This is a genomic window from Streptomyces sp. GL_140 (genome assembly GCF_057834465.1).
The window spans coordinates 5,084,286-5,097,333 of sequence record NZ_CM174404.1; the positions used below are offsets into that span (position 1 = coordinate 5,084,286).

The 13,048-nt window shown below is 71.1% G+C and carries 13 protein-coding genes; 8 read left to right on the forward strand and 5 right to left on the reverse strand.

Going from position 1 to position 13,048, the window contains the following annotated elements:
- The first annotated feature begins 4 nt into the window (after positions 1-4).
- The 4 genes from rimI to AC3IYJ_RS23755 are packed head-to-tail and all read left to right on the forward strand — an operon-like array spanning position 5 to position 2,606.
- Complete coding sequence (gene rimI / locus AC3IYJ_RS23740; RefSeq protein ID WP_489402899.1) at positions 5-499, forward strand: ribosomal protein S18-alanine N-acetyltransferase; 495 nt, start codon at positions 5-7, stop codon at positions 497-499.
- Positions 492-1,631 carry a tRNA (adenosine(37)-N6)-threonylcarbamoyltransferase complex transferase subunit TsaD gene (tsaD, locus tag AC3IYJ_RS23745; protein WP_489396762.1) on the forward strand — a complete coding sequence of 380 codons (1,140 nt, stop codon included), beginning with the start codon at positions 492-494 and terminating at the stop codon, positions 1,629-1,631. Before rimI ends, tsaD begins: the two co-directional genes overlap by 8 nt.
- Positions 1,632-1,645: 14 nt before the next feature.
- Positions 1,646-1,909 (forward strand): hypothetical protein, encoded by a 264-nt coding sequence (locus tag AC3IYJ_RS23750; RefSeq protein ID WP_489402900.1) that lies wholly within the window; start codon positions 1,646-1,648, stop codon positions 1,907-1,909.
- A 55-nt stretch (positions 1,910-1,964) separates the two neighbouring features.
- Positions 1,965-2,606 (forward strand): hypothetical protein, encoded by a 642-nt coding sequence (locus tag AC3IYJ_RS23755; protein ID WP_489396763.1) that lies wholly within the window; start codon positions 1,965-1,967, stop codon positions 2,604-2,606.
- Positions 2,607-2,626: 20 nt separating this feature from the next.
- Here AC3IYJ_RS23755 and AC3IYJ_RS23760 read toward each other — a convergent pair whose 3' ends face one another.
- The gene (locus tag AC3IYJ_RS23760) at positions 2,627-3,814 is read right to left on the reverse strand and encodes a class I SAM-dependent methyltransferase (protein ID WP_489396764.1); all 1,188 of its coding nucleotides are present in this window, start codon (positions 3,812-3,814) and stop codon (positions 2,627-2,629) included.
- 92 nt (positions 3,815-3,906) lie between these two features.
- On the opposite strand from AC3IYJ_RS23760, the gene AC3IYJ_RS23765 reads away from it, so the two are divergent.
- Together AC3IYJ_RS23765 and AC3IYJ_RS23770 are read left to right on the forward strand one after the other, a co-directional pair.
- The gene (locus AC3IYJ_RS23765; RefSeq protein ID WP_489396765.1) at positions 3,907-4,863 is read left to right on the forward strand and encodes a polysaccharide deacetylase family protein; all 957 of its coding nucleotides are present in this window, start codon (positions 3,907-3,909) and stop codon (positions 4,861-4,863) included.
- A 14-nt stretch (positions 4,864-4,877) separates the two neighbouring features.
- Positions 4,878-5,738, forward strand: coding sequence for a polysaccharide deacetylase family protein (locus AC3IYJ_RS23770; RefSeq protein ID WP_489396766.1), 861 nt, complete (start codon positions 4,878-4,880; stop codon positions 5,736-5,738).
- Between the two features lie 3 nt (positions 5,739-5,741).
- On the opposite strand, the gene AC3IYJ_RS23775 is transcribed toward AC3IYJ_RS23770, so the two are convergent.
- The 4 genes from AC3IYJ_RS23775 to AC3IYJ_RS23790 form a co-directional block, all read right to left on the reverse strand.
- Positions 5,742-7,154, reverse strand: a complete 1,413-nt coding sequence (locus AC3IYJ_RS23775; RefSeq protein WP_489396767.1) for an FtsW/RodA/SpoVE family cell cycle protein — start codon at positions 7,152-7,154, stop codon at positions 5,742-5,744.
- Complete coding sequence (locus AC3IYJ_RS23780) at positions 7,142-8,374, reverse strand: LCP family protein (protein ID WP_489396768.1); 1,233 nt, start codon at positions 8,372-8,374, stop codon at positions 7,142-7,144. Before AC3IYJ_RS23780 ends, AC3IYJ_RS23775 begins: the two co-directional genes overlap by 13 nt.
- Before the next feature lie 125 nt (positions 8,375-8,499).
- A complete protein-coding gene (locus AC3IYJ_RS23785; RefSeq protein WP_489396769.1) occupies positions 8,500-9,957 on the reverse strand; it encodes a sensor histidine kinase in 1,458 nt (485 codons plus the stop codon).
- Positions 9,950-10,633: a response regulator transcription factor gene (locus AC3IYJ_RS23790; RefSeq protein WP_489396770.1), complete on the reverse strand. Its 684-nt coding sequence runs from the start codon at positions 10,631-10,633 to the stop codon at positions 9,950-9,952. The genes AC3IYJ_RS23785 and AC3IYJ_RS23790 overlap by 8 nt, the downstream gene beginning before the upstream one ends.
- Positions 10,634-10,942: 309 nt before the next feature.
- On the opposite strand from AC3IYJ_RS23790, the gene groES reads away from it, so the two are divergent.
- Both groES and groL read left to right on the forward strand, forming a co-directional pair.
- Positions 10,943-11,251 carry a co-chaperone GroES gene (gene groES / locus AC3IYJ_RS23795; RefSeq protein WP_008739621.1) on the forward strand — a complete coding sequence of 103 codons (309 nt, stop codon included), beginning with the start codon at positions 10,943-10,945 and terminating at the stop codon, positions 11,249-11,251.
- 134 nt (positions 11,252-11,385) lie between these two features.
- Positions 11,386-13,014, forward strand: coding sequence for a chaperonin GroEL (groL, locus tag AC3IYJ_RS23800; RefSeq protein WP_489396771.1), 1,629 nt, complete (start codon positions 11,386-11,388; stop codon positions 13,012-13,014).
- Positions 13,015-13,048 lie beyond the last annotated feature (34 nt).

Here is a 13,048-nt window from a genome sequence, read left to right on the forward strand (position 1 = left end):
CGAAATGCGCTGGTGGGACATCGAGCCCGTGCTGGAGCTGGAGCACGAGCTGTTTCCCGAGGACGCCTGGTCCGCCGGGATGTTCTGGTCCGAGCTCGCGCACGCCCGCGGCCCCGGCGCCACCCGCCGCTACGTCGTGGCCGAAGACGAAGCCGGCCGCGTCGTCGGCTACGCCGGGCTGGCCGCCGCCGGAGACCTGGGCGACGTGCAGACCATCGCCGCCGCCCGCGACCAGTGGGGCACCGGCCTCGGCGCCCGGCTGCTGACCGACCTGCTGCGCGCCGCCAGCGATTTCGAGTGCGCCGAGGTGCTGCTTGAGGTGCGGGTGGACAACACCCGCGCCCAGAAGCTGTACGAGCGCTTCGGCTTCGAGCCGATCGGCTTCCGCCGCGGCTACTACCAGCCCGGCAACATCGACGCGCTCGTGATGCGCCTTTCCGACCCCGCAACCTCTGTCCCCGCGGACGGACCCGTACAAGGTGAGACGACCCATGGCTGACGAACCGCTCGTCCTCGGCATCGAGACCTCCTGCGACGAGACCGGCGTCGGCATCGTCCGGGGCACCACCCTCCTCGCCGACTCCATCGCGTCGAGCGTCGACGAGCACGCCCGCTTCGGCGGGGTCGTGCCCGAGGTGGCCTCCCGCGCGCACCTGGAGGCGATGGTCCCCACCATCGAGCGCGCCCTGAAGACCGCCGGGGTCAGCGCCCGCGACCTCGACGGCATCGCCGTCACCGCCGGGCCCGGCCTCGCGGGTGCGCTGCTGGTGGGCGTCTCCGCCGCGAAGGCGTACGCGTACGCCCTGGGCAAGCCGCTGTACGGGGTGAACCACCTGGCCTCGCACATCTGCGTCGACCAGCTGGAGCACGGGCCGCTGCCGGAGCCGACGATGGCGCTGCTGGTCTCCGGCGGGCACTCCTCGCTGCTGCTGGCCCCCGACATCACCTCCGACGTGCGCCCGCTGGGCGCGACCATCGACGACGCGGCCGGCGAGGCCTTCGACAAGATCGCGCGCGTGCTCCAGCTGGGCTTCCCCGGCGGTCCGGTCATCGACCGGCTCGCGCGCGAGGGCGATCCGAAGGCGATCAACTTCCCGCGCGGGCTGACGGGGCCGCGCGACGCGGCGTACGACTTCTCCTTCTCCGGGCTCAAGACGGCCGTCGCCCGCTGGATCGAGGCGAAGCGCAAGGCGGGCGAGGAGGTGCCGGTGCGCGATGTGGCGGCCTCCTTCCAGGAAGCCGTGGTGGACGTGCTGACGCGCAAGGCGATCCGCGCGTGCAAGGACGAGGGCGTCGACCACCTGATGATCGGCGGCGGTGTCGCGGCCAATTCCCGGCTGCGCTCGCTCGCGCAGGAGCGCTGCGACGCGGCGGGGATCGTCCTGCGGGTGCCGCGGCCGGGGCTGTGCACGGACAACGGCGCGATGGTGGCGGCGCTGGGCGCGGAGATGGTCAAGCGGAACAGGCCGGCCTCGGACTGGGACCTGTCGGCGGACTCCTCGCTGCCGGTGACGGACCCGCACGTTCCCGGCCGTTCTTCCGGCCATTCCCACGGGGACGGGCACGGGCACGGCCATGCGCACGACCACGACCACGTGCACGAGCTGAGCAAGGACAACCTGTACTCGTGAGCACCGTCGCGCTGATGTGGGAGGCCCGGTCCGTGCCCGGACGGGACAACGAACTCCTGGAGTGGGCCCGTTCGCAGGTGCTGGCCCAAGAGCCGGTGCGGCGCGAGGTGTTCCGGGCCGCGCAGGACCGGGTGCTCGTGATCACCTGGTGGGAGACCCCCGAGGGGGTTGCTGCGGACCTGCCCGAACTCCCCGAGCCCGAAGCCGATTTGATCACCCGGGCGGTCCACCGCTGGCGCTTCGAATCGGTGGAGGTCGTCGAGGGCGGCGGAGGCTGAGCCTCCGGGCGGGGGCCGGGCGGAAGCCGCCGGTCGTGCGGCTATGGTCATGTGCATGCCCCGCCGTGACCTGCCGCCGCCACCCCCTCCCGCGCACCTGCGCGCCTGGTTCGACGAGCACGCCGAACGAGCAGTACGGGCCGACCGCGCCCGTTTCCTGAGCGAACTCGGGCGGCGCAGCCTCGGTTTCGGGCGGTTGCTGCTGCTGTGGGCCGTCTCGGCGGTCTTCGCCCTCGGCTGGTCCTTCGTCGGCATGGCCCTGATGGCCTTCGAGGCGCACGACCCCTTCTCGTACCTCTTCGGCCTCATCTTCGCCGTGCTCGGCGTGGGCGTGCTGATACCGGCCGGGTTCTGGTTCGCCTGGGGCGCCAAGCAGGACCGGCAGATCCGCCGGCTGATGTGCGCGTGGGCGGAGCTGGGCCGGGACCCGGTCGCCGACTCCGCGGTACGCGCCCCGGGGCGCAGCCTGACCTGGCTGCTGACCTCGTTCCTGCTGGGCGCGCTCGGGCTCTGGGTGACCTTCGGGACGGCCGCGACGGCCCGGCCGGGCTCGGACACCTACGGCGAGGTCGCGTACACGATGGGCCTCGGCATGATCCTGTGGGTCACCGGCCTGCTGGGCCTCGGCAAGGCGGGCGCGCACTACCGGTGGGCGCTGCGGGCCTTCGGAGGCCCGGCCCGCCCGACGGCCGGCTAGGCCGTCTCTTTCGGATCCCGTCAGGGCTTGGCGGTCGGCGAGCCGATCAGCATCGAGGGAGCCCCCGCGACCCGGGTCAGGAACACCGTCGCGGAGTTCGGTCCCCGCGGCTTCACCTTCTTGCGCAGCTCCTCCGGCTCGATGGCCGAGCCGCGCTTCTTCACCGTCAGGATGCCGACCCCGCGCTCGCGCAGCAGCGCCTTGAGCTTCTTCAGGCCGAAGGGCAGGACGTCGGTGATCTCGTACGAGGTCGCGTACGGGGTCGCGCGCAGCTCGTCGGCGGTGATGTACGCGATCGTCGGGTCGATCAGCCGGCCGCCCAGCTGCTCCGCGACCTCGGCGACGAGGTGGGCCCGGATCACGGCCCCGTCGGGCTCGTAGAGGTAGCGGCCGACCGGACCGGCCTCGGGGTCGGGCAGCGGATCGGCGGTCGCCAGCGCGCGCGGGCCGGGCAGCAGGGTCGCGCGGATCTCGCCCGGGGCGGTCCCGAACCACAGGACGGCCTCCTTCACGTCCCCCTGGTCGGAGATCCACTCGGCCTGCGCCTCGGCGGGGACCGCCTCGTGGGGGATCCCGGGAGCGATCTTGATGGCGGCGACCTTCGCGGCGCGGGCGGTGGAGATCGCCCAGGACAGCGGCGGGGAGTAGGACTCCGGGTCGAAGATCCGGCCGCGCCCGCCCCGCCGGGCCGGGTCGATGAAGACCGCGTCGTAGCCCGCGGTGTCCACCTCCGTGACGTCCGCCTCCCGGACCTCGATCAGGTCCGCCAGCCCCAGCGCCTCGGCGTTGGCGCGCGCGACGGCGACGGTCAGCGGGTCGTGGTCCACCGCCAGCACGCGGATCCCGAGCCGGGCCAGGGCGAGGGCGTCGCCGCCGATTCCGCAGCACAGGTCCGCGAGGCTCCGTACGCCCAGGGCGGCGAGCCGCTCGGCGCGGTACGAGGCCACCGACGCGCGGGTGGCCATCTCGCCGCCACCGGGGGTGAAGTACATCCGGCGGGCGTCCTCGGCCCCGAACTTCGCCACCGCGCGCTGCCGCAGCCGGGCCTGCCCGAGGGCGGCGGAGACCAGATGGGCGGGGTGCTCGCGGCGCAGCCGGGTGGCCACGGCGAGTTCCTGGGCGGGGTCGTGCTCCCGGAGCGAGTCGAGGAGGGCGCTGCCCTCGGGGGTGAGGAGCGCGGCGAAGTCTTCGGGAGTCACGGGGTCCATTGTCGGCCACGGTGGGCCACCCGGTGGAAGGTCGGATTCCCGTCGAGGTGTCGGCAGGAGTGCTTGCGCGACAGGTGCCAGGATTCCTAGCTATGCAGCTAGTCCGACAAAAGGAACATAAGACGCAACAGGGTCACCGGATCGCGGCAGTTGCGCGAGGCCGGTTGGGGATGGCCGCGATGGCCGCACTGCTGGTCGCCGGGTTGGCGACGGGGTGCGGATCAAGCGGCTCCGCAGCGCCGGACAAGGCCGCGAAGGCGAAGGCGGCGGGCGCCGAGGGGCCCGGCGCGGCCGGAGCGCTCGGCAACTACGCCGAGAAGCTGAAGGCCACCCAGCAGGCGCGGGTCGTCGCTGCGAAGAAGTGGGGGCTGGCCAAGCCGCCGCTGATGGCTCCGTCCGCGCCCAAGGAGAAGCCCGAGATCACCACGCGCAAGGGCTTCGAGGTCGAGGACGGCGACAGCCTGCCGCCGGTCTTCACCACCGTCCCCACGGAGGAGAAGGTCGTCTTCCTGACGATCGACGACGGTGCCGAGAAGGACCCCGAGTTCCTGAAGATGATGCAGGAGCTCAAGCTCCCGTACACCGCGTTCCTCAGCGACTACCTGGTGCGGGACAATTACCCGTACTTCAAGCAGATGCAGGCCGCGGGCGTCACGCTGAACAACCACACGCTCAACCACCGCTACATGCCGGCGCTCTCCTACGAGAAGCAGCGTCAGGAGATCTGCGGTCAGCAGGACACGATCGAGAAGCAGTTCGGCAAGCGGCCCACGCTGTTCCGCCCGCCGTACGGCAACTACAACGAGGACACGCTGCGCGCGGCCAAGTCCTGCGGCATCAAGAACGTGCCCCTCTGGAACGAGGAGGCCTTCCCGGACCGCATGGACTGGCGCGAGTGGGACCGGGACCTGCATCCCGGTGACATCATCCTCACGCACTTCCGGGGCAAGGAAGACTGGAAGGGCAGCATGACTGACATGATCCGTCATGTCATGAAGACCGTCACGGACAAGGGTTATGCCGTGGCCCGCTTGGAGGACTACTTGTGAGGTATGCGCGCCGGTTGGTAGCCGGAACGCTGGCGGCCGGCGCGCTCGCGCTGTCCCTGTCGGGGTGCGGGGACAGCGTGGACCCCATCGAACGAATGGGCCGCAAGGCGACGGAGGACAGGACGTCCCCGTCGCCCTCCGCCTCGGCCTCGCCCTCGGGGGCGGGCTCGACGGCGGCCGGCGACGAGGCGTACCGGAAGTGGGGCCTGAGCGCCCCCCTCCAGTACGCCCCCAAGCCGGCCGTCAAACCCCAGATCCCGCCGGCCAAGCCGGGCCGGGTCCAGGTCATCGACCGAATACCCGTCCCGGCGGACGACAAGGTCGTCTTCCTGACGTTCGACGACGGCGCGGAGAAGAATCCCGAGTTCCTGAAGATGGCGGCCGATCTGAAGCTGCCGATCAGCATGTTCCTGACGGACAACATCGCCTCGTCGGACTACGGGCACTTCGAGAAGCTCCGCGACAACGGATCCAACAGCACGATAAACAACCACACGCTGACGCACCCCAATCTCAAGACCCTGTCCTTCGCGGCACAGAAGAAGGAGATATGCGGGCAGCAGGAACGCCTGGAGAAGAGGTTCGGCACGAAGCCGACCCGCTTCCGCCCGCCGTACGGCAACTACAACGACGACACCCTCAGGGCCGCGAACGAGTGCGGGATATCGCAGCTCCTCCTGTGGCGCGTGTCGATGCAGATCAACAACTTCCAGTACGCCGAGGGCTCCGCCCTCAAACCGGGTGACATCATCCTGGCCCACTTCCGCGGCCCCTCCGAGCTCAAGGGCGCGACGGAGATCGAGATGACCCAGCGGATGCTCCAGCGGATACAGGAGCAGGGGTACAAGATCGGGCGGCTGGAGGACTACCTCTAGGCCCTAGGCTCCCGCGGGGCCCGGACCCGAAACGACCGGGGTGATCGTCGTTTCCACCGGGCCCCTGGAATCCGCCTCGCGCTGGCGTTCGGCGCTGTCGGAGATCCGCAGCAGCAGGGCGATCATGACCCAGTTGGCCAGCAGGGACGAGCCTCCCGCCGCCAGGAAGGGCAGGGCCTTGCCCGTCAGGGGGATCAGCCCCGTGACTCCGCCCGCCACCACGAAGACCTGCAGGGCCAGCGCGGCGGAGAGGCCCACCGCCAGCAGCTTGCCGAACGGGTCGCGCGCGCCCAGGGCCATCCGCAGCCCCCGCTGCACGAGGAGCGCGTAGAGGAGCAGGACGGCCATGACACCGGCCAGGCCCAGCTCCTCGCCGACGGTGGTGAGGATGAAGTCGCTGCGGCCGGCGAACTTGATCAGCTCCGGGTGGCCCATGCCGAGCCCCGTGCCCGAGATGCCGCCCGTACCGAAGCTGAACAGCGCCTGCGCGGACTGGTCCGAGACGACGCCCGGCGGCCGGTCCTTCCAGTAGTACGACAGCGGATTCAGCCAGGCGGCCACGCGGCCCTTGACGTGCGGTTCCGTGGAGCCCACGACGAAGGCGCCCGCCGCGGCCATGATCAGGCCGCAGACGATCCAGCTGGTGCGCTCCGTGGCCACGTAGAGCATCACCACGAAGACGCCGAAGAAGATCAGCGAGGTGCCGAGGTCGCGCTCGAAGACCAGCACGAGCAGCGAGACGATCCACACCGTGATGATCGGTCCGAGCTGGCGCATCGGGGGCAGCCGCATGCCCAGGAACTTGCGGCCCGACAGGGCCAGCGAGTCGCGGTGGATGACCAGGTAGCCCGCGAAGAACACCGAGATCATGATCTTCACGAACTCGCCGGGCTGGACCGAGAGGCCGCCGATGACGATCCAGCGCTTCGCGCCGTAGGTGTCCGCGCCGAAGAAGGCCGGCGCGATCAGCAGCACCAGCGCGGCGACCATCATGATGTAGATGAACCGCTGGAGCAGCCGGTGGTCGCGCAGCACCCACAGCACGAGGATGCACGCGGCGACGCCGACCACCGACCAGAGCAGCTGGCCGGGCGCGTTCGCCGTCGACTTGTAGCGCTCGATGTACCCCTGGTCGAGCCGGTGCAGCAGCACCAGCCCCAGCCCGGTCAGCAGCATGGCGAGCGGGAAGATCAGCGGATCCGCGTACGCGGCGAACCGGCGCACGGCCAGATGCCCCACCAGCGCGAGCAGCGACATGCTGATCGTGAAGCCGGTGAGGTTGGGCGGCAGCGCGTCGTTCATCGCCAGCCCCGCGCTGGCATGGCCGGACACGGCGATGGCGACGACCAGGACGAGCAGCAGCGCCTCGGTGCGGCGGCGCGCGCCCGCCGTCGTCAGGGGTTTCAGTCCACGCACGGGACGCCGCCGCCATCGATGGCGGGGGTTCCGCTGCTCTTCGGGGACGGGGCGGGCGCGGGGGAGTGCGACCCTGCCGAGGAGGGAGCGGCGCCCGGTGCGCTCGGGCTCGCAGCGGCCTTGGGACCGATCTGCTCGGCAATGAGTCGCTTTATCTTCATATCGTCTACGACGTTTATCTCGGCGCCATGGTTCCTGTCGAAGCCTTCGATGGGAAGGGTCACAAACTCCACGTTGCCCCCCGACAGGTTCTTCGCCTGCTTCACGAACGACAGCAGGTCCCACCCCTGATCGGTGACGACGTCCTGTTTCGCGGTGTCGATCAGCTTGAGCAGTTTCACCGGGTCGGTGAAGGTCCCGGCCTGGTTCAGCTTGTACGTCGCCCCCGCCAGGAAGGCCTGCTGGCGCTTCGTGCGGTCCAGATCCCCCATGGTCAGGCCGTGCCGCTGCCGCACGAAGGCCAGCGACTGCTGCCCGTCGAGGGTCTGGCGCCCCGCCGGGAAGTCGGCGCCCGAGTAGTTGTCCTTCACGGGGTGCTTCAGACACACCGGTACGCCGTCCAGCGCGCCCGCCAGGTGGTAGAAACCGGCCAGGTTCAGCTCGGCGAAGTGGTCGATCGGGACGCCGAGGAAGGCGCGGACCGTGTCGAGCTCGGCCTTCCGCCCCGCCTCGCGCCCCTCGTGCTCCAGTTGCCGCCGGTCCTTGACCCCCTGGCCGGCGAGCTGCTCCTCGCGCTTGGCCTTCGCCCGCCCGTAGGCCTCCTTGATCTTGGCCTTGCCGGTGAACCCGGGGACGCCGTGCATCTCGACGAAGTCGTCGCGCGGCACCGAGAAGGCCTTCGCCTTGCCGCCGTCGCCGGGCACGTGGAGCAGGATCAGGGTGTTGGTGTTGTAGCCGCCGATGTCGGAACTGCCTGCGTGCAGCTTGTCCAGGACGTCCTCGGGCAGCGGCTCACCGTTCTGGTCGCGGCGGCTGTCCAGGCCCATCAGGAGGATGTTCGTATCGCCGTACTTCGACTTCTCGGCCCCCTCCAGGGCCTTGGAGCTGCCGATGGTGGAGACGAGGTCGTGGTACAGGTACCAGGCCGTGCAGCCCGCGAGCACCACCAGCGCGCAGGCTGTCGCCAGCAGGGTCCGGGTGAGCCGCGTCCGGCGCGAGGGCCTGCGGCGCCGGGTCGCGGGGGCCTGCTGGTCCTGGGGCTTCCTGCGGTGGGCGCTCATGCCTGTCGATGCTGGGGGAGCGGCGCTGAAGGAAACCTGAGGGTTCTGAAGCCGCTTTCAGGGGTTGGCGCCGGGTGCTGGCTGCGGCGCCGTTGCCGGGGGCGCTGCCCCCGGGCCCCCGCGCCTCAAACTCCCCCAGCTACCGCTGGGAGGTGCCCCCGGGCGGGGCTGGATTTGGCTGAGCTGGGCACCCGCAGCTCCAGCCGGGCGCCCGAGGCTCCGGCGGTCGGGGGGAGCGCGCGGAGGTCGCCGCCGTGCGACCGTGCGATCTCCCGGGCGATGGCCAGGCCCAGACCGGTGCCGCCGCTGGCCCGGCCCCGGTCCGCGTCCAGCCGGACGAAGCGCTCGAAGACCCGGTCGCGGTCCGCCTCCGGGATGCCCGGCCCGTCGTCCGTGACCTCCAGCAGGGCCCAGCCGTCGCCGCTCGACGAGGCCCGGACGGTGACCTCGTCGCGGGCGTACCGCAGGGCGTTGTCCACGAGATTGGCCAGCGCCCGCTCCAGCCGCGCCGGATCCCCGGCGGCCGGTACGGGGGCCGGCGCTTCCAGTCGTAGCGCGACCCGGGGTCCGGGGCGCCGCGCCACGGCCTCGGCGGCCAGCAGCGCGAGGTCCACGGGCTCGGTGCGCGGCGCGGGTCCGCCGTCGAGCCGGGCCAGCAGGAGCAGGTCGGCCGCGATGCCCTGGAGCCGCTCGGTATCGGCCAGCGCGGCCGCCACCGACTCCCGGTCGGGATCCCGCAGCGCCACCTCCAGCCGGGACCGGACGGCCGCGAGCGGGTTGCGCAGCTCGTGCGAGGCGTCGGCGGTGAACTGCCGCTGCCGGGCGTCGCTGCGCTCCAGCCGGTCCAGGGTGGAGTTGACGGTGCGGGCCAGCTGCGCGATCTCGTCGGCCCCGCCCGGATCCGGGACCCGCCGGTCGAGCTCGCTCGCGGTGACCGCCGCCAGCTCGGTGCGGATCGCGGCCACCGGGCGCAGCGCCTGGCCCGTCACCCACCAGGCCAGGGCCGCCGAGAAGGCGATCAGCGGGGGCGCGCCGGCGAGCAGTCCCAGGGCGACGGCCCGGTCGGCCGCGTCCACGTCGCCCAGGACCGTCATGGCGTACACGGTGTGCGGATCGTGCGCCCCGCGCGGACCGGGAGCCTCCACGGCGACCACCGCGCGCCGTTCCGCGCCGGGGCGCGCGGGCGGCAGCACGGCCGACCGGGAGTCGCTGCCGGGTGCGGGGCGCAGCTCGCCGAGCTCGGGGGTGTCCTTCAGGTCCCCGCTGGTGGCCATGATCCGGCCGTTCGCGTCCCGTACGAGGACCAGGTCCACCCCGCCCTCCGGCGCGGGCAGCCGGCCGGCGGTCGGAAGGATCCCGCTGTCGAGCTGGGAGGCGACCTTGCGGGCGGCGAGCTCGGTGCGGCCGGTGGTGTTCTCGATGAGATTGGCGCGCAGCACGGTGTACAGCCACAGCCCGCCGGTCGCTAGGACGGCGGCCATCGCGAGGGCGGCTGCCGCGGCGGCGCGGGCGCGCAGGCTGCCCAGGCGCGGGCGGGTCCGCCCGGGTCGCCGGAGCCCGGTGGGCCGGGACGGCTCAGCCACCGTCCGGGGCCATCCGGTAGCCGGTGCCGTGGACGGTGAGGATCGATCGGCGGCCGAAGGGGACGTCGATCTTCCGGCGCAGGGAGGAGACGTAGACCTCGACGATGTTCGGGTCGATGCCCTGCGGGCCCTCCCAGACCTCGTCGAGGATGTCCTGCTTGGCGACGGCCCGGCCGGGCTGCTCCATCAGGCAGGCCAGTACGCCGAGCTCGCGGGCGGTCAGCTCGATCTCGTGCTGGCCGCGGCGGCAGCGGCGGCCGCGCGGGTCCAGGATCAGGTCGCCGGCCTGGAGGACGGCGCTCTGCGGGGGACCGGCCGCGCGGCGGGTGATCGCGCGCAGGCGGGCGGCGAGGACGACGAAGGAGAACGGCTTCGTGAGGTAGTCGTCGGCGCCGGAGTCGAGCCCCTCGGCCTCGTCGTACTCGCCGTCCTTCGCGGTCAGGATGAGGACGGGGGTGAGGTCGCCGTGGGCGCGCATCCGCTTGCAGATCTCGTAGCCCGAGAGGCCGGGGAGCATCAGGTCCAGGACGACGGCGTCGTACGGGCCGCCGGTGAGGGCGAGGGCCAGGCCGCGGTGTCCGTCGTGGGCGAGGTCGATCCAGTGGCCGTCGGCGGAGAGCCCGCGCCGGAGCGATTCGGCGAGCCCCACTTCGTCTTCGACGACCAGAATGCGCATGCCCCAAGCCTCACATACAGGACGCCCTTACCCGGGTCGATGCGCCCGCTGACGGCCCGTGGGCTCCGGCGCGACCCGGCGGGATCCCCCGAGGGGCGGGGTTCCCGAGCGCCCCGGACGGCGAAACCAGCGGCGCGTATTGGCACTCCGCTTGACCGAGTGCTAATCGCCGGAATAGTCTCGCGTCTGGCACTCGCCCCTGGTGAGTGCCAACACAGCGACAGGCAGGTCCGGCTCCCGCGACGACGGATCGACCTGGTCGCCACCTCAGACAGTTAACCCCGGATCTCCGAAGCGGAAGGTCAGATCGTGACGACCACCAGCTCCAAGGTTGCCATCAAGCCGCTCGAGGACCGCATTGTGGTCCAGCCGCTCGACGCCGAGCAGACCACGGCCTCCGGCCTGGTCATCCCGGACACTGCGAAGGAGAAGCCCCAGGAGGGCGTCGTCCTTGCCGTGGGCCCGGGTCGCTTCGAGGACGGCCAGCGTCTCCCGCTGGACGTCACCGTCGGCGACGTCGTCCTGTACTCCAAGTACGGCGGCACCGAAGTGAAGTACAACGGCGAGGAGTACCTCGTCCTCTCGGCCCGCGACGTCCTCGCGATCGTCGAGAAGTAATCACTTCTCCAGTTTTGCTTTGAGCTGCGCCCCTGGTCACCCCTGCTGAAGCCGGGCGGCGAGGGGCGTAGTTCGTTTGTCAGGCGGTCGCGGTGAGCGGCCGGGGATCGCAACGAGAGGGCTGAACCGCTCCCATGCCGAAGATTCTCAAGTTCGACGAGGACGCCCGTCGCGCCCTCGAGCGCGGCGTCAACAAGCTTGCCGACACGGTCAAGGTGACGATCGGCCCCAAGGGCCGCAACGTCGTCATCGACAAGAAGTTCGGTGCTCCCACCATCACCAACGACGGTGTCACCATCGCTCGCGAGGTCGAGCTGGACGACCCGTACGAGAACCTGGGCGCGCAGCTCGTGAAGGAGGTGGCGACCAAGACCAACGATGTTGCGGGTGACGGCACCACCACCGCCACCGTGCTGGCCCAGGCGCTGGTCCGCGAGGGCCTGCGCAACGTCGCCGCGGGTGCCTCCCCGGCCGCCCTCAAGAAGGGCATCGACCTCGCGGTCAAGGCCGTGTCCGAGGAGCTCCTCGCGACCGCCCGCCCGATCGAGGACAAGTCCGACATCGCCGCCGTGGCCTCGCTCTCCGCGCAGGACGCCCAGATCGGCGAGCTCATCGCCGAGGCGATGGACAAGGTCGGCAAGGACGGTGTCATCACCGTCGAGGAGTCCAACGCCTTCGGCGTGGAGCTTGAGTTCACCGAGGGCATGGCCTTCGACAAGGGCTACCTCTCCCCGTACATGGTCTCCGACCAGGAGCGTATGGAGGCCGTCCTCGACGACCCGTACATCCTGATCAACCAGGGCAAGATCTCCTCGATCCAGGACCTCCTGCCGCTGCTGGAGAAGGTCATCCAGGCCGGTGGCACCAAGCCGCTGCTGATCATCGCCGAGGACGTCGAGGGCGAGGCGCTCTCCACCCTCGTCGTCAACAAGATCCGTGGCACCTTCAACGCCGTCGCCGTCAAGGCGCCCGGCTTCGGTGACCGCCGCAAGGCGATGCTCCAGGACATGGCCACCCTCACCGGTGCCACCGTCATCGCCGAGGAGGTCGGCCTCAAGCTCGACCAGGCCGGTCTGGACGTACTGGGTTCCGCGCGCCGCGTGACCATCACCAAGGACGGCACCACCATCGTCGACGGTGGCGGCAAGTCCGAGGACGTCCTCGGTCGCGTCAACCAGATCAAGGCCGAGATCGAGTCCACCGACTCGGACTGGGACCGCGAGAAGCTGCAGGAGCGCCTGGCGAAGCTCGCCGGCGGCGTCTGCGTCATCAAGGTCGGCGCCGCCACCGAGGTGGAGCTCAAGGAGCGCAAGCACCGTCTCGAGGACGCCATCTCGGCGACCCGCGCCGCGGTCGAGGAGGGCATCGTCTCCGGCGGTGGCTCCGCGCTCGTCCACGCCGTCAAGGTCCTCGAGGGCAACCTCGGCCTGACCGGCGACGAGGCCACCGGTGTCGCGGTCGTGCGCCGCGCCGCCGTCGAGCCGCTGCGCTGGATCGCCGAGAACGCGGGCCTCGAGGGCTACGTCATCACGGCGAAGGTTGCCGAGCTCGACAAGGGCCAGGGCTTCAACGCCGCCACCGGCGAGTACGGCGACCTGGTCAAGGCCGGCGTCATCGACCCGGTCAAGGTCACCCGCTCCGCGCTGGAGAACGCCGCTTCCATCGCCTCCCTGCTGCTCACGACCGAGACCCTGGTCGTCGAGAAGCCGGCTGACGAAGAGGCCGACGCCAGTCACGGCCACGGTCACGGCCACAGCCACTGACCTCGTCAGAGGTGGTTTGAGAAAGCCCCGGTCG

Coding starts and splice junctions, on each gene's coding strand:
- rimI (WP_489402899.1), top strand. CDS start 5: ATGCGCTGGTGGGACATCGAGCCCGTGCTGGAGCTGGAGCACGAGCTG.
- tsaD (WP_489396762.1), top strand. CDS start 492: ATGGCTGACGAACCGCTCGTCCTCGGCATCGAGACCTCCTGCGACGAG.
- AC3IYJ_RS23750 (WP_489402900.1), top strand. CDS start 1,646: ATGTGGGAGGCCCGGTCCGTGCCCGGACGGGACAACGAACTCCTGGAG.
- AC3IYJ_RS23755 (WP_489396763.1), top strand. CDS start 1,965: ATGCCCCGCCGTGACCTGCCGCCGCCACCCCCTCCCGCGCACCTGCGC.
- AC3IYJ_RS23760 (WP_489396764.1), bottom strand. CDS start 3,814: ATGGACCCCGTGACTCCCGAAGACTTCGCCGCGCTCCTCACCCCCGAG.
- AC3IYJ_RS23765 (WP_489396765.1), top strand. CDS start 3,907: ATGCAGCTAGTCCGACAAAAGGAACATAAGACGCAACAGGGTCACCGG.
- AC3IYJ_RS23780 (WP_489396768.1), bottom strand. CDS start 8,374: ATGAGCGCCCACCGCAGGAAGCCCCAGGACCAGCAGGCCCCCGCGACC.
- AC3IYJ_RS23790 (WP_489396770.1), bottom strand. CDS start 10,633: ATGCGCATTCTGGTCGTCGAAGACGAAGTGGGGCTCGCCGAATCGCTC.
- groL (WP_489396771.1), top strand. CDS start 11,386: ATGCCGAAGATTCTCAAGTTCGACGAGGACGCCCGTCGCGCCCTCGAG.